Below are 18336 nucleotides of genomic sequence, written 5' to 3'. Positions count from 1 at the left end.
GTATGAAAATAGATATCATCAGCGTTGTACCGGATTTACTTACCTCTCCTTTTTCGCACTCTATTATGAAAAGAGCCGCCGATAAAGGTTTACTGCAAGTAAATATCATTAACCTTAGGCAATATACCACCTATGCTAGGGCTCAGGTAGATGATTATCAATTTGGAGGTGGTGCAGGTATGGTTTTAATGATGGAACCTTTGGTAAATGCAGTGGAGGCTTTACAGCAACAAACTAGCTACGATGAAGTAATTTATTTAACGCCTGATGGTGAAACGTTTAACCAACCAATGGCTAATCAATTATCGCTTAAAAATAATTTATTGATGATTTGTGGCCATTACAAAGGTATTGACCAACGCTTTAGAGATCATTTTGTAACGAAGGAAATTTCTATAGGTGATTACGTGTTGAGTGGCGGCGAATTGGCTGCTGCCGTACTTACTGATGCTATTGGCCGCTTGATACCAGGTGTTTTAAACGACGAAAGCTCTGCACTTACTGATTCGTTTCAAGACAATTTATTAGCGCCACCTGTGTATACCCGACCAGAAAATTTTAGAGGTTGGACCATACCCAATGTACTCAAAAGTGGCAACCACCAACTAATTGATCAATGGCGTTATGAACAAGCCCTTGAGCGTACAAAAACAAGAAGACCCGATTTGCTGGATGAATAAAATAAAAAAGCAGCTTCATTGTTGAAACTGCTTTTTAGTATGATTGATGATGCAATTAGTTTTTGAAAATATTTTCATCCACTTTTATGTTTGACTCAATTTTATCAAAAACAATTGTGCCTTGTGGTGTGGTGCTACTATAGGAAAACCAAAAACCATCAGCATTTTGTTTGTAATCATCATAGGTAGTTTCTTGATCAACTTCGCTACCATCAGGTGCTTTACTCTTTGAAACCACTTTTAATAATCGGTAATTTTTGCTATCAACAAACATAGTACTTACCTTACCTGCTTTGTTGGTCACTTTTAATTTAAACACATCTGCATTATTATACTTTTCAGTACCCAATAACTCAACTGACATACCTTTATCTTTATAATTCAAGAAAGCGCTTTGAATTTCTAATGAGCCTTGAGCAGCCTTTAATTGATCTTCATCAAAATCTTTTGGTTCAGTCATACCTTGAATCGGGAAAAATATAAAACCTTTTTGAGGCGTAACCACTTGGTAATTTGCCGTTCCCATAATATCTAAATCAAGACGGAAACCTTTTTGTTGTAACACAGTCATTACCACAGGTATATCATACCCTTGTGCAGATAATGTACCTGTTTTTTTAACCGAAGTTAAAGTGGCTAATTTAGCAGCACCACCCATACCTTCAATATGTTTGGCAACAATTTCATCAGCCGTTTGGGCGTTTGCATGTAACGATGCTACCAATGCTGCAGCCATCATTACGTTTTTAAATAATTTCATGTTGTGTAGTTGTTTTGTTTGACTTTTAAAAATATAACGATACAAATATAGTAGTTCAATACATTTGCAAGTAGGTTGATTTTTTAAAATCATTTTTAATTTACATAAACGGCTACGCCAGCATTTTAATGGCCCCATATTATGACGATAAAAGGTAACATTGTTGATATTTTAAACAAACAAATTTTTGTAGGCACCATAGAAGTAGCTGATGAAAAAATAAGTGCCATTATCAAATTACATGATGCTATTGATGAACGTTACCCCTATATAATGCCAGGCTTTATTGATAGCCATGTACATGTTGAAAGCAGCATGCTTATACCATCAGAATTTGCAAAATTAGCCGTAATACATGGCACTACAGGTACTATTAGCGACCCTCACGAAATTGCCAATGTATGTGGTGTAGCTGGTGTACAATTTATGATTGATAATGGCAAAACGGTCCCTTTTAAATTTCACTTTGGTGCCCCGAGTTGTGTACCTGCAACTGTTTTTGAAACAGCAGGGGCCGCTATTGATAGCGATGCGGTAGCTACTTTATTAGCCAACGATGATATTTTTTATTTGAGTGAAATGATGAACTTCCCCGGCGTATTAAATAATGATGCCGAAGTACTTAAAAAAATTGCCGCTGCTAAAAAAATAAACAAACCTATTGATGGCCATGCACCAGGCTTAAGAGGTGCTTTAGCCAAGCAATATATAGATGCTGGCATGAGTACCGATCATGAATGTTTTACGGCTGATGAAGCATTGGATAAATTACAATACGGCATGAAAATATTAATTAGAGAAGGTAGTGCCGCCAAAAACTTTGATGCCCTTATTGATTTAATGCATGAGCACTATGAAAATATGATGTTTTGTAGTGATGATAAGCACCCTGATAGCCTTGCTACCAATCACATTAATGCATTGTGTGCAAGGGCAGTAGCTAAAGGTATTGATATTTTTAAAGTATTACAAGCTGCATGTGTAAACCCTGTGCTACATTATAACATGACAAACGGTTTGTTGAGAGTAGGCGATGCTGCTGATTTTATTGTTGTAAAAAACCTCCTCAATTTTGAGGTAAATGAAACCTTTATTAACGGCACATTGGTAGCTTCTGATGGTAGTTCGTTTATACCTACTATACCTATTACGCCAATTAATCAATTTAACTGTTCCCTTAAAAAAGAAACAGATTTTAAGGTGGCGTTAAAAGATGGACAACAATACATCCATGTAATTGAGGCGTTGGAAGGGCAACTCATTACCAATAAACTTACCCTACCTGTATTTGCTCATAAAGGATTTATTGAAAGCAATGTTGCAAATGATATTTTAAAAATTGTGGTTGTAAACCGCTATAATGATGCACCAATTGCCATATCGTTCATAAAAAATATTGGCTTAACCAATGGCGCCATAGCATCATCTGTAGCGCATGATAGCCATAATATTGTAGCCGTGGGTGTTGATGATGAAAGTATTTGCGAAGCTGTTAATTTGGTTATAAAAGCACAGGGTGGTATTAGTGCTGTTTCTGAAAACAAAGAAATGGTTTTACCCTTACCCATTGCTGGTTTAATGAGTGCTGATGATGGTTTTAAAGTAGCCCATGATTATACCACCATCAACAACTTTGCCACCAACGAGTTAGGCAGTACCATGGCAGCTCCATTTATGACATTATCATTTATGGCTTTACTAGTAATACCACAATTAAAGTTGAGCGATAAAGGTTTGTTTGATGGCAACAGCTTTTTTTTTATTGAAAATGGCTTATAATCTAGCCAAGTAACAAAATTTTTATTTTACAAACGTTGCTTTTACAATTTTAAAACCAACACTATCCGTACCCTTTGGAGTAAAATATTTGCTTTTAAATTTTACTGATTCACCCGGACCAACATTTTCATAAATCGTTTCGTGGTCTTCTTCTAAAAGCACACCCGTTTTGCTGTAAAAACTCAATTTTACATCAACATCTTTATAGGTAACCATTTTAGCGTTGTTAAAAATAGTAGCCCTTACTACACTTTGGCGAAGTATATTTTTTTTATAGCCTCCATTAACCACTAAAAAATTTAAAGGTGTTTCTTTTTCAACAGTTGCTAAATCAGCTTTTGTTTTTTCATATTTTTTTTGAGCATTTGCCTCTTGCTTTTCAGTACTATTACAAGCAATAAAAATTATGGTAAAAATGATGGCAGAAAATATATACTTCATAAAGATGTTATTGTTGTTTTTATTAGATGATTGGGAGCTATTTAAAGTAAAATTTACATCTTTTTAAATTGTAGCATTCATTTATTTTACAATACCCAATATTTAATTCACCAAAAATAGATTTCACACACAATTTTATTTTAGATTTGATGGATTTTAAAAAAACTATAACAACCTTATAAAAGGTACATTTTACATAAAAAGATGGTTTACAACTTTAGTACAGAGCACTCATTAATAAGCAATTGGGTAAGTGAATTAAGAAATGTTGCTATACAGCAAGACAGACTTCGTTTTCGCAGAAATTTAGAACGTATTGCCGAAGTAATTGGCTATGAAATTAGTAAGCAAATGGAAACTGAAGATGCTGCTATAACAACACCTATGGGTATCGCAAATTGTAAAGTTTTAAAAGACCAGCCTGTACTAGCCACTATTTTAAGAGCAGGGTTAGCTATGCACAATGGCTTATTAAGCTATTTTGATAGAGCAGATAATGCATTTTTAAGTGCTTACCGCAAACATAATGATGATGGTAGTTTTGAAATTGCGTTGGAGTATATGAGTTGTCCGCCCATTGAAGGCAGGGTGGTTATTGTAAGCGATCCCATGTTAGCAACAGGCGCATCATTAATAAAAGCAATTCAGTTTATTAAAGAGGCTGGCAACATTAAAAAATTACATGTAGTATGTGCCATTGCTGCTACTAAAGGTATTGAAGCATTGCAAGCAGCCATACCAGAAGTTACAATTTGGTGTGGTGCTATTGATGATGAACTGTCAGATAAAGGGTATATTATACCTGGCTTAGGCGATGCCGGTGACTTGGCTTATGGTTCAAAAATGCAAAAATAAATGAGCATAAAAGCCAACAACAACGCTGCTTCAACAAAAAAAGTGTGTTTGGTTAATAACTTTCAAATAAATGAGGCAGCATTTTAAGTGATTTACTTATCTTTAAGTAATAGAATCGTATAGCAAATGAGAAAACTTTTATTAGCAGTTGTGGTGTGTTGTATGGCATTTGTAGCACAAGCACAAGATCCGCATTTTTCACAATTTTTTGCCTCTCCCCTTACATTAAACCCTGCATTTACTGGTAAGTTTGATGGTCAATGGCGTTTGGCTGTAAACCATAGAGACCAATGGCCTAGCATACCAAAAGCTTACGTAACCACTAGCGGTTCATTTGATTTTGGTATTATGAAAGATAAATTACCACAAGGTGATGTTTTTGGTATTGGTATTTCTGGTTTATCTGATGCTAGTGCTGATAACCAATTAAAATTGAATTACGGTTCATTGTCAATGTCGTACCACAAAGCTTTAGATGAAGATGGTTACAATACCATCGGCTTGGGTTTTCAGGGTACGTATAGCAGTTTAACTATTGATGATAGTAAACTCACTTTTGAAGATATGTTGCGCCAAAATGGATTTACTGGTGCCCGTACTGATTTTTTAACCAACGGCAATAACCAAAGCTATATCGATTTTAATGCTGGTTTATTATTTTCTGGTTCAAGTAATGGTGTTAATAACTATTATGCTGGTGTATCGGCCTATCATATTAACAGACCAAAAGTTGGCTTTAAAGATCAAAATTATTTTCTTGCCAATAGGTTAACATTACATGCAGGTGGTACATTGCCCATTACGGATGTATTGAGTTTAAGTACATCTATCATCCATCAAATACAAAATAAAGCAAGCGAAACAACTTTAGGTGGCGCAATATCTTACAGTTTAAATAATAATGAAGAATCACCATCTGCATTAAATATAGGCTCATGGGTTCGTTTAAACGATGCTATTATTCCATACATTGGTTTAGAAGTGGGTGGGTTAAGAATAGGTGCTAGTTATGATGTTAATATTAGCAGTTTAAAATCAGCAACAGCTAGTCGTGGCGGTTCGGAATTTTCTTTAATTTATGTAAAACGCAAAGTTGAAAGCAAGGGTATTCCTTGTCCTAAATTTTAATTGTAAATAACTACTTTAAAAGCCACAGTTAAATACTGTGGCTTTTTTATTGGCTAAAATGCAATTTCACAATAACTATTTTATTTTTTACGTAGTAGATGTGTAACTTTAAAGCCATTAAATTGTGCGTTTACCATTCAAGCTATGCTAAAAGAAATCATTATCTCTTTCCAATCGTTTTTTGATGCCCACCGTTTCATTATAAAAAATAAATTATGGAAATGGATTATGATACCCGGCATAATTTATTGTTTACTCTTTATGACGGGCTTGTATTTTTTTGCCATTAGTAGTGTAAACGCCATTGAATTTATATTTTTAAAAACGGGTTTAAGGGCTTGGTTAGATGGTATGGAGGAGAGTTGGTTAAACCTATTGGTAATTGTTGGTCAAGGTATTATTATGACCGTTCTTTTTTTCTTCTACTTCTCCTTATTCAAATTTTTATTTTTAATAATTGGTTCGCCAGTATTTGCCTATTTAAGTGAAAAAACTGAAAGTATTTTAGAGCAAAAAGAATTTCCATTTAGCTTTAAACAACTTTTAATTGATATAGTACGAGGTACAAAAATTGCTTTAAGAAATTTATTATGGCAATCGGTATACGTACTCACCATTTTAATATTTTCAATAGTACCAGTAATTGGTTGGATAGCTCCATTAATTGCCCTACTTACTGAGTGCTACTACTTTGGGTTTTCAATGTTAGATTATAGTTGCGAACGCAATAAACTTACAACTGTACAAAGTGTACAATTTATTGGTAGGCACAAAGGCCTAGCTATAGGTAACGGACTTGTATTTTATGTAATGCATTTATTACCATTTGTTGGCTGGTTACTTGCACCCTCTTATGCCGTAATAGCAGCAACTTTAAGTTTACACAAAGCCAAAGAAAAACAAATATTTTTGTAACCATTATGGCAACCATTTACTTAATTCCTTGTGTGCTGGCAGATGATGTTAGCGAAACCATACCTACTTATGTTGTTGATGCTATAAAGCAATGCAACGTGGTTTTTGCAGAAAATGAACGTACGGCTCGTAGGTTTTTTAAGTTGATGGATAAAAGCATTGCTATTGAGCAGTTTGAATGGTTTGCAATACACAAAGTAGAAGCTGAACAAATAAGTAGCTTCAAACAGAAAATAAAGGAAAATAAAACCATTGCAATTATTAGCGAAGCTGGTTGTCCTGGCATTGCTGACCCCGGGCAAATATTAATTGCCGAAGCCCAAAAATTACAATGTACCATAAAGCCTATGGTAGGACCAAGTTCAATATTATTAGCCTTAATGGCCAGTGGTATGAGTGGGCAACAATTTGAGTTTGTAGGTTACTTACCTATTGATAATGGCGAACGCATCAAAGCAATTAAAGCTTTAGAAGCTGCTTCTTTAAAAAATAATAGTACAAAAATTTTTATTGAAACGCCGTACCGTAACAATCAATTGGTTGAAACCATTTTAAAAACTTGCGATAAAAATACCAAGCTTTGTATAGCAGCTAATATTACTGCCCCCAACGAAAGCATTATCACAGCAACGATTGCGGAGTGGCAAAAAAAAATACCGGCGCTTCATAAGCAACCGGTTATATTTTTAATACATGCTGGTATTTAAAATAAGTTACTCAGCATCTCTCATTGATAAAATACTATCAACAATATACACAGTATTGCCACGCCATGGCACTACACCATTATATTCATTGTATTGCAAATCAAAATACTTACCGCTATTCATTTTCAAAATATCGTAAATACGTTTGTTTTTAATGGAAAACTCAAACTCGTTAGATTGTACGGTGGCTGTACCTTTTGACTTAATACCTTGTTGAATAAGTTTGCCTTCATAGGTTTTAAACATTTGTCCTTTATACACCACATAATTTAAGTAGCCAGACTTTACACCTTCTTTACCAAAAGCATAAAAATATTTCCACCAAATAAAAATACCCAATACTAATACAATTACTATTAAAAATTTGTAAATAAACTTTTTAAACTTACTTGTTGGTTTTGGTGGTTGCGCTGCAATTTGAGCTTCATGCGCTTTAAAAGTTACATCATCCATTGTTTATAATTTAAGAGTTATCAAAGTCCGTATTCACTTACTAACCAAATTAAGGCGGCCATATTGGCTGCACCTAAATCTAATTCACGTTTGCTTACTGATTCAAAAACGTCTGTTTCAGCATGGTGTAAGTCGAAATAGCGTTGGCTATCGGTTCCTAATCCTGCTAAAGCAGTGCCAATTTCTTTTAACGGACCAATATCTGAGCCACTACCCGTTTCTTTAAAATCATACACGCCATAATTATAAAAAAATGGCGCCCATTGCTGTATGGTTGCTTTTTTTGTTGAAGGCATATCTAAGTTAAAACCTCTTGGTGTAAAGCCACCAGCATCACTTTCCAAGGCAAAAACATGTTGTTCTTTTAAAAGTTTAGCTTGTTGCAAATACGCTTTAGCCCCACCGCCACCATTTTCTTCATTCATAAATAATACGGCCCTAACAGTACGTTTTGGTTGCATACCTGTGGCTTTTAATACCCTAATTACCTCAATACTTTGTACAATACCTGTACCATCATCTTGAGCCCCTTCTGCCAAATCCCAGCTATCTAAGTGGCCTCCTACTGTAATAATTTGTTCAGGGTAAGTACTTCCTCGTAATTCGCCAATTACGTTGTAACTTTTTACCATGCCTAACATAGTACAATTATTTTTTAAATAACCTATTACTGGTTTACCGGTTAGTAATGATTTATGAAGCCTTTCAGCATCATTTGTGCTAATGGCTAAAGCAGGTATTTTAGAGAATGAATCGTTGTAAACCGTTGTTCCTGTATGAGGATGCCCATCTTCATTACTTGCTAAAGAACGCACCATTACTGCAATTGCGCCATATTTAGCTGCAATAGAAGGACCACTTCGCCTGCCCACACCACTTTCGCCATACGCTTTAAAAGTGCGTATGTAAGTTGGATTCATAGCTATGTTTATAAATACAATTGCCCCTTTAATATTTTTAGTAGCCAACTCATCAATATTGGTTACTTCAACAATAGGTGCATTGATGAGTTTGCCTTTTGTGCCTTCGCTGTTGCCTAACGATGTTAATTGTAGGTTCATTTTTTGGCCGCCTACTATTACATAGCCTACCTCTTTTGCACCACGTACCCAGTGAGGCACCATACATGGTTGTAAATAAACGGTATCAGCACCGGCAGCTTTCAACATATTTAAGCCTGCAGTTATGGCTTTTTCAGCACCCAAAGAACCACTTAAACGAGGGCCAATTTTTTTACATAATACACGAAGGTTTTCATATGCTGCTTTACTTTTCATAACATCATCTACCATACGCTTAATGATGATGCTATCTTGCGTAAAGTTTTGTTGTGCATGAACGACTGTTGCAAATAAGATAGTAATGAAAAAAAATATTGACTTCATGAAATCTACAATTGTAATGATGGTATAATTAGAAACGTATCAATAACGACTTTTACGTATTACAAACATACAATTTTACAATGCTTTACAATTACTATGTAACACAATTATTAATTTTTAAGTAGTTAAAGCTTAATAAATAAACGATTTTGATGCCCCCATTTTTTTTATCATTACATTGCAACATCAATTTTTGAGACGCTTAATTTCTGGCCGAATTAAATACCAGTTGTACGTTTATTGGTAGCAGAAATTATCAAATAAAATGAACACATGAATATTGCCATAGTATGCTACCCCACTTTTGGAGGTAGCGGTGTTTTAGCTACAGAATTAGGAAAAGCCTTGGCTGATATGGGCCATAGCATACACTTTATCACCTACCAACAACCAGTTCGTTTAGGCGGATTTCATGCTAACATTTTTTACCATGAGGTGAGGGTTCCCACCTATCCATTATTTGATTTTCCGCCATACGAAACGGCCTTGGCAAGTACTATGGTTGATGTTGTTAATAATCATGCAATTGATTTGTTACATGTACATTATGCAATACCACATGCATCTGCCGCATATATGGCCAAACAAATTTTGGCGAAGCAAGGTAAACATATACCCGTTATAACAACGTTACATGGTACTGATATTACTTTAGTTGGTAGAGATAAAACTTATAGCCCTGTTGTAACTTTTTCAATGGAAGAAAGTGATGTGCTCACAGCAGTATCTAACAACTTAAAAGCTGAAACCTATAAATATTTTGATATTGTTAAACCAATAGAAGTTATTTACAATTTTGTTGATGTAAAACGCTTTCATAAAAAACCAATTACTGCATTTAAAAAATTGATAGCTCCTGATGGTGAACGTATTATTATTCATGCTTCGAACTTCAGAAAAGTGAAAAGGGTTGATGATGTTATCAAAACATTTTTATTGATAGCAAAAGAAATTCCTGCTAAGTTATTGTTGATTGGCGATGGACCAGAAAGACCTGAAATTGAATCAATGACAAGAAATTGTACTGCAAAAGATGATATTAAATTTTTAGGCAAGCAGGAACAAATGGAAGATTTGTTACCTATTGCTGATTTATTTTTACTACCAAGTGAATATGAAAGTTTTGGATTAGCCGCCTTAGAGGCGATGGCTGCTGAAGTGCCCGTAATTTCATCAAACGCAGGTGGTTTGCCAGAAATTATCATTAACGGCGATTGTGGTTATATGAGCAATGTAGGTGATGTGGCTGATATGGCAGCAAATGCAATTAAAATTTTAAAAGATGATGCTGTATACGCTACTTTTAAAGCCAATGCTTTGCTACAAGCCCAGCGTTTTGACATTGAAAATATTGTACCTCAATATGAAGCTATGTACCAAAGAATTATCAATGAATTAACGCCTGCGTAACCATTTTTCAGGGTCTAAATCAGTGTAGCCTTTAGCGCTTTTAAAATCTATAGCACCAATACCATCTAAATTAGCAGCCGCTCTGCCTAATACTTGCCCAGTTGTAACTTCTTGGTTTGTTTTTACAGTTAAGCCAGTAAGGTTTACGTATGAGGTAAAGTAATTACCATGTTTTACTGTTACCATGTACTTTCCATCTTCAGGCTCTGCAACTAATATAACTGTACCTTGAAAAACTGCTTTTACTGGAGCCCCAATACTAGTGGCAATAGTAACACCTTCATTGATCCAAGTTGTACCACTTTCATATTTATTAGGCCCATAATGAAACAACACTGAACCATTATCAACAGGCCAAGGCAAACTGCCTCTATTGCGTTCAAAGCTGGCATTTAAAGCTACATTTTCGGTATTAAAGTCTGAAGTAGCTGGTGCTGTTTTTACAGTAGGTTCTTTAATAGGAGTTTTTGTTTTTACAACATCTGTTTTCTTAGGCTCTACATTTGTTGCTGTAGCATTTTTAGCATCTTCCACTTTCTTCAATCTTGCTACTTCATCTGCTATTTTCTTTAAACGCTTTTCTTCTGCAATCCTACGATCATTTTCATCTTTTATAGCTTTGGCAATAGCAGCTTTTACTGCATCATTTACTTTCTTCATTTGCTTTTGCTTAGCAGCAATACTAGCATTTAAACTTTTACCTTCTTTTTTAAGTTGCGCAACTATTTTACTTTGTTCATTTTTTTGTTTGGCTAACTCTTCTAGTTCTTTATTTTGTTCGTCTAACGTTAGGCTTTTTTTCTTTTTTGAAACGCCTAAATCTTCTAATTTTTTTCTTCTTAATTCTTGTGTACGCAAAATATTTTGCCCTTGCATTTCTCTAAAAGTTCTATAGCTTTTTAAATAGGCAATACGTTTAATTGCATCATTAAAATTATCGGCAGAAAAAATAAAATTCAAGAATTCGTAATTGCCCCTGTTTTTATAAGCATACACCATACTTTTAGCATACTCTTGTTTTAAAGTATCTAATAAGCGATCGTATTTATTAATATCTTTTTGTATGGTGTAAATATTATCATCTAACAAATGCAAATCTTTTTCAATTACATTTAGGAGTCTATCTTGTAAATTGACTTTATTGCTAATCATGTAATAGCCTGATAATGATTGTTGGGTGGCTTGTTTGTTTTTATCTAACAACTTTTGAGCTTCATCAATTTCTTTCTTTAATTGTTGGCGTTGCCTTTCAAGCTCTTGTGTATTGGCTTGGGCTTGTGTACTGGCAACAAATAAACAACAAAACATTATAGAAAGAAATACTCTCATCATAGCTGAATGGTTTAACAACAATTGCACACACGATTTACTATATGTGTATACAATCACAAATAATTAGTAATACTTAAAAATAAGCATTAATTCTTTTTATAGTTTTTTGGAACGCTAAAAGAAACCGATAATTCTTTGTTAAACTCAAATTGCTTGAAGTTCATACGAACATCTAATTTATTTTTTTCTGTAGCAATTATTTGTCTGTATGTAGAGAAAACACCCCCATTGGCATTGGTGTAACTATCATAGGTAAAGTCTGCGGTTCTGTTTCGTAGAGGGTCTACATCATCGAGTTTGCTATGTTGTAGTAAATTATCTTTTGTGGTGTAAGTAAGTAAATTTTTAAAATCTTTTGCAGCGGATGATACTAAGGTAAAATCATCATATTTTTTTACTGTTACATTTTTATCATCGAAAAAAACAGGGTTGCCGATAATTAAATTTTGAAGGGTTTTAAAATCAAACGGTATATCTGTAATTTCTTGTAAATAACTGATTGATCTATATTGTACTTCTTTCTCTTGTTTGTTTAAAAGTATCACACTGTCTTTGTTAATAAACACCCTAAACACTTCCACATTTAAAATGGTTGCAGATATTGAGATCCAAATGGCGCTGTCTTTAATCATGCGTATATTGGCAACTAAGTCTGGCTTTTTACCTTTAGCATCCTCAATATCTAACTTAATTTTTGCTGAAAATGTATTGAAATCAATAGTTGATTTTTTAATATTGTCTCTTGTGCTATTAACCAAAATCAAAGAATCATCTGAATTGTTTACTTGAACCAATTTTGTAGTGTCTCTTGGTGCAATCGCTTTTGTAATCATTTTACTTGATTTGCACTGTGTAAATGAAAAAGCCACTGTTAATAAAATTAAACTGAGTAAAAACTTCATTTATTCAAATTATTTAATTCACAAATAGTAGTTACTATAATGAGAAAGATGATAAAAATTATACGCCAGTATGGCCAAAACCACCTGCGGCTCTTTGTGTTTCATTCAATTGTTGTACCAATATTAATGTTGCTTTTTCAACCTTTGCAACAACAAGTTGAGCGATACGCTCATTGTGATTAATTGTTTGAGGTTGATTGCTTAAGTTGATGAGCAGTACATGAATTTCACCTCTATAATCACTATCAATAGTGCCTGGCGTATTTAAGCATGTAAGTCCGTTTTTCAGCGCTAATCCGCTCCTTGGCCTTACTTGAATTTCGTACCCTTCTGGTATTTCTGCAAATAAACCGGTAGGAATCAGCGCTCTCTCTAGTGGTTGTAATATAACGGGTGTTTCTAAATTTGACCTTACATCCATACCAGCTGAGCCAATAGTGGCATAACTAGGGATTTCATTAGATGATTTGTTGATGATGTTGATTTGTACCGTATTCATAAAACTTTATATTTTTTGTAATAATACTGATGCATTAGCAAATAATCCTTCTTCTCTACCTGCAAAACCCATTTTTTCAGTAGTAGTGGCTTTAATTGAAATATCATCCACTGTTATGTTTAGTATTGCAGCTATTACAGTTCGCATTTGTGCTGCATAAGGCATAATTTTAGGTCGCTCTAAGCAAACGGTAGCATCAATATTTACAACTGAATAGCCTTTATTATTGATAAGATTGTATGTTTGCTGCAACAAAATTTTGCTATCAATATTTTTTAAGCTTGCATCCGTATCTGGAAAATGCTTACCAATATCTCCTAAGGCTAGCGCTCCCAATAACGCATCACAAATAGCATGTAGCAATACATCTGCATCACTATGGCCTAATGCTCCCTTTGTGTGTGGTATTTTAACTCCCCCAATGTATAAATCTCTCCCCTCAACCAACTGGTGAAAATCAATACCAGTACCAATTCTATAACTCATGTATATTTATTTGTTGCAAAGGTGCACAATTAATGCATAAAAAAAAAGCGCTTCACATTAATGTGTAGCGCTTTTAAGTATGTTGTTAGGTTGGTTATTATTTATCAATATCAAATAATAAACTGAAACGAATCGTATTTGATAATGGATTACGGCTGATACCTGCACCAGAAGGGAAGATATAAGCAAGGTTTAAACCAATAACATTATATTTTAAACCAGCACCTACTGTTGCATAACGACGATTACCTTTTTGTGGGCTTTCGTAGAAATAACCAGCACGGAAAGAGAATTGATCTTTGTAAGTATATTCAGCACCAACTGATGCAGTTACTTCACGTAATTCTTCAGAACCACCACCTGGTGCGTCACCAAATGATTTACCCCAGCTTTCAACTACACCTTGATTGCGGTAGTTAGCCAAGCTTGCAGCCGTAGTATCTGGAGTTGGTACTAATAATTTGTTAACATCTGCTGCAAAAGTTAATTTGCTATCAGCATCAAAAACTTTTGTATAAGCAGCACCTAAACCTAGGTTGGCTGGTATAAAATCTTTTTGATTATTATCATCAGTGTAAGAAATTTTAGAACCAAGGTTGCTTAAAGTAACACCCCAGTTAAAACCTTCACCATTTTCTTTAGCACCGTTGTGGAAATAATGAATATCACCAGCAACTGAACTACCTTTTTTGTAGTTAACACCATTGTAGCTACCAGACGCTAAATCCGAACTGATGTAACGAACACCAATACCTAAACCAGATTTTGCTCCTAATTTTCTAGAGTAACCAACTTCAGCAGCAAATTCACGTGGGCGATTGTTACCAATGTTGTTACCAGATGCGTCAGTGAATTGAATATCACCTAAGCTAAAATATCTAACACCAGCTGAAATTGCTTGTGTTTCATCTAATTTGTAGTAACCGGCTAAAGAAGCAATGTATACATCTTTTAAATCTAAGTCATTTAACCATGGAGTGTAAGTAGCTCCAATAGATGCATTTTTCTTTGCAAAAGGAGTTTTACCTAGATTCCAAAAGTTAGAGTAGGCATCTGCACTAGTTGCAATACCTGTTTCACCCATACCAGTGCTACGTGCATCTGGAGATACTCTTAAGAATGGTACAGCTGTAGTTACAACATTAATGTTGTTGCTAGCCGTTGTTTGAGCTTTTGCAATGCTTGTTGTACCGCCTATTATCATTGCAATGGCAGCTAGTTTCAAAGTTGCTTGTTTCATGCGTTTTTTTTGTCTTGGTTAGGTAGACGTAACCTCTATAAGCGTTTAATTTAATTGATTTTTGGATAAACTTTACATTTATGCAGTTAGATTGTTTGCTAAATTATAAATAAATGTTAAAGAAAATCAAATTATTATTCAAATATATAAACATTTTGTTTTTATAAACAATAATTTTTTAAAAAATTTCTTTACAAACAATATTACTATTCAATGAATTAGTTATGGCATCACAATAAAAATTAATGACATAATTTTTTTAGTAAACGTTGCTTTTATGTCAAAATTGTACATAAAGTTTAAAAAAATTAAAAAATTGAATGGCATGTTTGAAAGTTTATCCAAAACAATTATATTCGCAAACTATATTAATTTTTATAAACAATAAGAACATAATTTTTTCGTTCAATAATCTAGAAAAACGACAGTAAACATGTTAAAAACATTCTCCGGCAAATATTTTATTCTTGTAGCAGTTGCAGCCTTGTCTTTTGGTGCTTGTAAAAATGGAAGTATTTTCAGCAAAAAGAAAGGCAAATCTTCAGCAACGGGTTGGAATTACGATGATAAAAACATGGGTAACTTCCATGTGGCAAAAGTTAAGTATCCAAAAGCTGGACCTGGGCTTGTGTTTGTTCAAGGTGGCTCATTTGTAATGGGTGCTAAAGATGAAGATGTAATGGGCGATTGGAACAATGTTCCTCGTAGGGTTACTGTACCATCTTTCTTTATTGACGAAACAGAAGTTGCCAATGTACACTATCGTGAATATTTGTATTGGTTAGAAAATACTTTCAGTAATGATAGTAACATCATCAACAAAGCATTACCAGATACTTTGGTTTGGAGAGAAGAATTAGCATACAACGAACCTTATGTTGAATATTATTTCCGCTATCCATCTTACAACTATTACCCGGTAGTAGGTGTTACTTGGCAACAAGCACATGATTTTTGTATATGGAGAACTGATAGGGTAAATGAACTAAACCTTATTAAAAAAGGTTACCTAAAAAAAGATGCTGCAAAAAAAGAAATGAAAGGTGGCGGATCTGATGGTTCATTCAACACAGAAGCTTATTTAATTAACCCTGAGTTGGTTCAAATGGCAAAGAGCAAACCAAAGAAAACTGACCTTAAAGATATTAATGGTAAGCCAAGGGCCAACGTACGTATGGAAGATGGTATTTTAAACATGGGGGACCGTTTACCAACTGAAGCTGAGTGGGAATATGCAGCCTATGGTTTATTAGACCAAAACCCAAATCCACGTAAAAAAGAAAAACAAAGTGGTGAGGAAAATAGAACCAATCAACAGGTTTACTCTTGGTCAAAAAATCCTAACGGTTTAAGAGATAACCGTAGAGGCAGCTGGCAAGGTAAGTTTTTAGCTAACTTTAAAAGAGGTAGTGGTGATAATATGGGTATTGCTGGTGGCTTAAACGACCGTGCAGCTATCACAGGTCCTGTTAAATCGTTTTACCCTAATGCATTTGGTTTGTACAACATGAGTGGTAACGTAAGTGAGTGGGTGGGTGATGTATACAGACCAATGACTTCACTCGATGCACAAGATTTCAACTATTTCCGTGGTAACAAATTCCAAAAATTATACAAAAATGCTTCTGGCGAATATGAAAGAGATAGTTTAGGAAGATTAAAGAAAACAGAAATTTCTGACGAAGAAGTTAAAAACAGAGCTAACTACCAAAAAAATAACGTTATCAATTACCAAGATGGTGATTCATCAAGCCAAGTTTATTATGGCTATGGTATTACATCTTTAATTAATGATGAATCGAGGGTTATTAAAGGCGGTAGCTGGAACGATAGAGCTTATTGGTTATCACCTGGTTCACGTAGGTATATGCAAGAAACGCAAGCTGCAAGCACAGTAGGTTTCAGATGTGCTCAAACATACCTTGGACCACCAGAAGGCCCTGGTTTTAAAGATGCGAACAACTTCCCATCAAGAAAACAAAACTCAAGAAAAAAACGATAATAATTTTTAGAAAAGCCCTTCAATTTGAGGGGCTTTTTTATGCCCCATATTTAAGTGATCATCATTATTTTTGTTACATGAATATTGCAGCCATTTACGAACTTTTTTTAGCACACCCAAACGTAACCACAGATACAAGAAAAATTACTGAAGGTGCTATTTTCTTTGCGTTAAAAGGGCCTAATTTTAACGGTAATAATTTTGCTGCAAATGCTTTAGCACAAGGAGCTGCATACTGTATTTGTGATGAAAAGCAACCTACCAATGACCATCGTATTATATATACTGACGATGTATTAACCACTTTGCAAGCAATTGCAAAGCACCATCGCCAACAATTTAATATTCCATTTATAGCTATTACAGGTAGCAACGGTAAAACCACTACCAAGGAGCTAGTACATGCAGTTTTGAGTGAACATTATAAATGTTATACCACTGTAGGTAATTTAAACAATCATATCGGTGTACCACTTACCATATTATCAATAAAAAAAGATGCTGAAATAGCTATTATTGAAATGGGAGCTAATCACCAAAAAGAAATAGAAAGTTATTGTACATATACCCTGCCTACCCATGGCTTAATAACCAATTGTGGTAAGGCTCATTTAGAAGGTTTTGGTGGTGTAGAAGGCGTTCGAAAAGGTAAAGGTGAATTGTTTAAATATTTAGCTTCAAATAATGGTACGGCCATTATTAATACTGATTTAGATTATTTAGTGCCGATGAGCGCTGGCATTAAAAATATTGTAACCTACGGTACCCAAAATGGCCGTATTACTGGGTTTGTAAAAAATGATGCCCATTTTGTAGAAGTGAGCATTAACCATAATGAAACACTTCAAAGCATACACACACAATTAGCAGGCGGGTATAATATTGCTAATATATTAAGTGCTGTGTGTATTGGCAAATTATTTAATGTACCTGATGAAAAAATTAAAAACGCATTGGAACATTACACTCCAAGCAACAGCAGGTCACAAATAATTATAAAAGATACCAATACCATTATTTTAGATGCGTATAACGCTAACCCTAGTAGCATGAAGGCTGCCATTGAAAACTTTGCTCATATGGAAGGCAATAAAAAAGTGGTAATTATTGGGGGGATGATGGAATTAGGTGAGGATAGTGTTGCTGAACATACTGCTATTATTAAATTGTTACAAAAATATCATTGGTACCATGTAGTACTGGCAGGTAAAGACTATGTAAACGTACCTGAAACATATTTAAAATTTGATGATGCAAGTGCAATTGCAAATTGGTATCATCAACAACAATTTGAAAATACACATATTCTAATTAAAGGCTCAAGAGCCATGGCTATGGAAAAAGTATTAGGGTAATATTTTG

Annotated in this window: 18 protein-coding genes; 9 read left to right on the top strand and 9 right to left on the bottom strand. The window is 34.4% G+C overall.

Annotation, left to right across the window (positions count from 1 at the left end; translation table 11 throughout):
• Nucleotides 1-2 precede the first annotated feature (2 nt).
• Nucleotides 3-680 (top strand): tRNA (guanosine(37)-N1)-methyltransferase TrmD, encoded by a 678-nt coding sequence (gene trmD / locus ACFOWM_RS11460; RefSeq protein ID WP_379710151.1) that lies wholly within the window; start codon nucleotides 3-5, stop codon nucleotides 678-680.
• A gap of 55 nt (nucleotides 681-735) precedes the next feature.
• Here the strand turns inward: trmD and ACFOWM_RS11455 are convergent, their stop codons facing one another.
• Nucleotides 736-1440, bottom strand: coding sequence for a hypothetical protein (locus ACFOWM_RS11455; RefSeq protein ID WP_379710149.1), 705 nt, complete (start codon nucleotides 1438-1440; stop codon nucleotides 736-738).
• A 141-nt stretch (nucleotides 1441-1581) separates the two neighbouring features.
• Here ACFOWM_RS11455 and ade point away from each other — a divergent pair, with 141 nt between their 5' ends.
• The gene (ade, locus tag ACFOWM_RS11450; RefSeq protein WP_379710146.1) at nucleotides 1582-3219 is read left to right on the top strand and encodes an adenine deaminase; all 1638 of its coding nucleotides are present in this window, start codon (nucleotides 1582-1584) and stop codon (nucleotides 3217-3219) included.
• A 21-nt stretch (nucleotides 3220-3240) separates the two neighbouring features.
• Here ade and ACFOWM_RS11445 read toward each other — a convergent pair whose 3' ends face one another.
• The gene (locus tag ACFOWM_RS11445; protein ID WP_379710144.1) at nucleotides 3241-3660 is read right to left on the bottom strand and encodes a hypothetical protein; all 420 of its coding nucleotides are present in this window, start codon (nucleotides 3658-3660) and stop codon (nucleotides 3241-3243) included.
• 204 nt (nucleotides 3661-3864) lie between these two features.
• Between ACFOWM_RS11445 and upp the strand changes: the two genes are divergently transcribed.
• From upp to ACFOWM_RS11425, 4 genes are all read left to right on the top strand, one after another.
• Nucleotides 3865-4515 carry a uracil phosphoribosyltransferase gene (gene upp / locus ACFOWM_RS11440; RefSeq protein WP_379710142.1) on the top strand — a complete coding sequence of 217 codons (651 nt, stop codon included), beginning with the start codon at nucleotides 3865-3867 and terminating at the stop codon, nucleotides 4513-4515.
• A gap of 126 nt (nucleotides 4516-4641) precedes the next feature.
• Entirely contained in the window at nucleotides 4642-5643 is a 1002-nt protein-coding gene (locus ACFOWM_RS11435; RefSeq protein WP_379710139.1) for a PorP/SprF family type IX secretion system membrane protein, read from the top strand.
• A gap of 144 nt (nucleotides 5644-5787) precedes the next feature.
• Nucleotides 5788-6558 (top strand): EI24 domain-containing protein, encoded by a 771-nt coding sequence (locus ACFOWM_RS11430; RefSeq protein ID WP_379710136.1) that lies wholly within the window; start codon nucleotides 5788-5790, stop codon nucleotides 6556-6558.
• Between the two features lie 5 nt (nucleotides 6559-6563).
• Nucleotides 6564-7265, top strand: coding sequence for an SAM-dependent methyltransferase (locus ACFOWM_RS11425; RefSeq protein WP_379710134.1), 702 nt, complete (start codon nucleotides 6564-6566; stop codon nucleotides 7263-7265).
• 6 nt (nucleotides 7266-7271) lie between these two features.
• On the opposite strand, the gene ACFOWM_RS11420 is transcribed toward ACFOWM_RS11425, so the two are convergent.
• Both ACFOWM_RS11420 and ACFOWM_RS11415 read right to left on the bottom strand, forming a co-directional pair.
• On the bottom strand, nucleotides 7272-7718 hold the full coding sequence (locus tag ACFOWM_RS11420) for a hypothetical protein (RefSeq protein WP_379710132.1): 447 nt from the start codon (nucleotides 7716-7718) through the stop codon (nucleotides 7272-7274).
• Between the two features lie 20 nt (nucleotides 7719-7738).
• Complete coding sequence (locus tag ACFOWM_RS11415) at nucleotides 7739-9103, bottom strand: M20/M25/M40 family metallo-hydrolase (protein ID WP_379710130.1); 1365 nt, start codon at nucleotides 9101-9103, stop codon at nucleotides 7739-7741.
• A gap of 273 nt (nucleotides 9104-9376) precedes the next feature.
• Between ACFOWM_RS11415 and bshA the strand changes: the two genes are divergently transcribed.
• Entirely contained in the window at nucleotides 9377-10513 is a 1137-nt protein-coding gene (gene bshA, locus ACFOWM_RS11410; RefSeq protein ID WP_379710127.1) for an N-acetyl-alpha-D-glucosaminyl L-malate synthase BshA, read from the top strand.
• Here bshA and ACFOWM_RS11405 read toward each other — a convergent pair.
• The 5 genes from ACFOWM_RS11405 to porV all read right to left on the bottom strand — a co-directional run bounded on the left by ACFOWM_RS11405 (nucleotide 10499) and on the right by porV (nucleotide 14972).
• Nucleotides 10499-11845, bottom strand: coding sequence for a murein hydrolase activator EnvC family protein (locus ACFOWM_RS11405; protein WP_379710125.1), 1347 nt, complete (start codon nucleotides 11843-11845; stop codon nucleotides 10499-10501). The two genes, bshA and ACFOWM_RS11405, sit on opposite strands and share 15 nt — an antisense overlap.
• Nucleotides 11846-11931: 86 nt before the next feature.
• A complete protein-coding gene (locus ACFOWM_RS11400) occupies nucleotides 11932-12747 on the bottom strand; it encodes a DUF4292 domain-containing protein (protein WP_379710123.1) in 816 nt (271 codons plus the stop codon).
• Nucleotides 12748-12805: 58 nt separating this feature from the next.
• A complete protein-coding gene (gene dut / locus ACFOWM_RS11395) occupies nucleotides 12806-13246 on the bottom strand; it encodes a dUTP diphosphatase (RefSeq protein ID WP_379710118.1) in 441 nt (146 codons plus the stop codon).
• Between the two features lie 6 nt (nucleotides 13247-13252).
• Nucleotides 13253-13732 (bottom strand): 2-C-methyl-D-erythritol 2,4-cyclodiphosphate synthase, encoded by a 480-nt coding sequence (gene ispF / locus ACFOWM_RS11390; RefSeq protein WP_379710116.1) that lies wholly within the window; start codon nucleotides 13730-13732, stop codon nucleotides 13253-13255.
• Between the two features lie 97 nt (nucleotides 13733-13829).
• Nucleotides 13830-14972 carry a type IX secretion system outer membrane channel protein PorV gene (porV, locus tag ACFOWM_RS11385; protein WP_379710113.1) on the bottom strand — a complete coding sequence of 381 codons (1143 nt, stop codon included), beginning with the start codon at nucleotides 14970-14972 and terminating at the stop codon, nucleotides 13830-13832.
• Between the two features lie 433 nt (nucleotides 14973-15405).
• On the opposite strand from porV, the gene ACFOWM_RS11380 reads away from it, so the two are divergent.
• The gene (locus ACFOWM_RS11380; RefSeq protein WP_379710110.1) at nucleotides 15406-16974 is read left to right on the top strand and encodes an SUMF1/EgtB/PvdO family nonheme iron enzyme; all 1569 of its coding nucleotides are present in this window, start codon (nucleotides 15406-15408) and stop codon (nucleotides 16972-16974) included.
• 77 nt (nucleotides 16975-17051) lie between these two features.
• Nucleotides 17052-18329 carry a UDP-N-acetylmuramoyl-tripeptide--D-alanyl-D-alanine ligase gene (locus ACFOWM_RS11375; RefSeq protein ID WP_379710107.1) on the top strand — a complete coding sequence of 426 codons (1278 nt, stop codon included), beginning with the start codon at nucleotides 17052-17054 and terminating at the stop codon, nucleotides 18327-18329.
• Nucleotides 18330-18336: the final 7 nt, after the last annotated feature.

The organism is Ferruginibacter yonginensis (assembly GCF_042651465.1).
Lineage (GTDB): Bacteria > Bacteroidota > Bacteroidia > Chitinophagales > Chitinophagaceae > Ferruginibacter > Ferruginibacter yonginensis.
Note: the sequence above shows the minus strand (reverse complement) of the source record. Positions and strands in the feature narration are given on the sequence as shown.

What these genes read in the sequence shown, in the direction of transcription:
- dut (WP_379710118.1), bottom strand. Translation starts at nt 13,246, where the DNA reads ATGAATACGGTACAAATCAACATCATCAACAAATCATCTAATGAAATC.
- upp (WP_379710142.1), top strand. Translation starts at nt 3,865, where the DNA reads ATGGTTTACAACTTTAGTACAGAGCACTCATTAATAAGCAATTGGGTA.
- ade (WP_379710146.1), top strand. Translation starts at nt 1,582, where the DNA reads ATGACGATAAAAGGTAACATTGTTGATATTTTAAACAAACAAATTTTT.
- ACFOWM_RS11420 (WP_379710132.1), bottom strand. Translation starts at nt 7,718, where the DNA reads ATGGATGATGTAACTTTTAAAGCGCATGAAGCTCAAATTGCAGCGCAA.
- ACFOWM_RS11425 (WP_379710134.1), top strand. Translation starts at nt 6,564, where the DNA reads ATGGCAACCATTTACTTAATTCCTTGTGTGCTGGCAGATGATGTTAGC.
- trmD (WP_379710151.1), top strand. Translation starts at nt 3, where the DNA reads ATGAAAATAGATATCATCAGCGTTGTACCGGATTTACTTACCTCTCCT.
- ACFOWM_RS11455 (WP_379710149.1), bottom strand. Translation starts at nt 1,440, where the DNA reads ATGAAATTATTTAAAAACGTAATGATGGCTGCAGCATTGGTAGCATCG.
- bshA (WP_379710127.1), top strand. Translation starts at nt 9,377, where the DNA reads ATGAATATTGCCATAGTATGCTACCCCACTTTTGGAGGTAGCGGTGTT.
- ACFOWM_RS11400 (WP_379710123.1), bottom strand. Translation starts at nt 12,747, where the DNA reads ATGAAGTTTTTACTCAGTTTAATTTTATTAACAGTGGCTTTTTCATTT.
- ACFOWM_RS11380 (WP_379710110.1), top strand. Translation starts at nt 15,406, where the DNA reads ATGTTAAAAACATTCTCCGGCAAATATTTTATTCTTGTAGCAGTTGCA.
- ACFOWM_RS11445 (WP_379710144.1), bottom strand. Translation starts at nt 3,660, where the DNA reads ATGAAGTATATATTTTCTGCCATCATTTTTACCATAATTTTTATTGCT.
- ACFOWM_RS11435 (WP_379710139.1), top strand. Translation starts at nt 4,642, where the DNA reads ATGAGAAAACTTTTATTAGCAGTTGTGGTGTGTTGTATGGCATTTGTA.
- ACFOWM_RS11375 (WP_379710107.1), top strand. Translation starts at nt 17,052, where the DNA reads ATGAATATTGCAGCCATTTACGAACTTTTTTTAGCACACCCAAACGTA.
- ACFOWM_RS11415 (WP_379710130.1), bottom strand. Translation starts at nt 9,103, where the DNA reads ATGAAGTCAATATTTTTTTTCATTACTATCTTATTTGCAACAGTCGTT.
- ispF (WP_379710116.1), bottom strand. Translation starts at nt 13,732, where the DNA reads ATGAGTTATAGAATTGGTACTGGTATTGATTTTCACCAGTTGGTTGAG.
- porV (WP_379710113.1), bottom strand. Translation starts at nt 14,972, where the DNA reads ATGAAACAAGCAACTTTGAAACTAGCTGCCATTGCAATGATAATAGGC.
- ACFOWM_RS11430 (WP_379710136.1), top strand. Translation starts at nt 5,788, where the DNA reads ATGCTAAAAGAAATCATTATCTCTTTCCAATCGTTTTTTGATGCCCAC.
- ACFOWM_RS11405 (WP_379710125.1), bottom strand. Translation starts at nt 11,845, where the DNA reads ATGATGAGAGTATTTCTTTCTATAATGTTTTGTTGTTTATTTGTTGCC.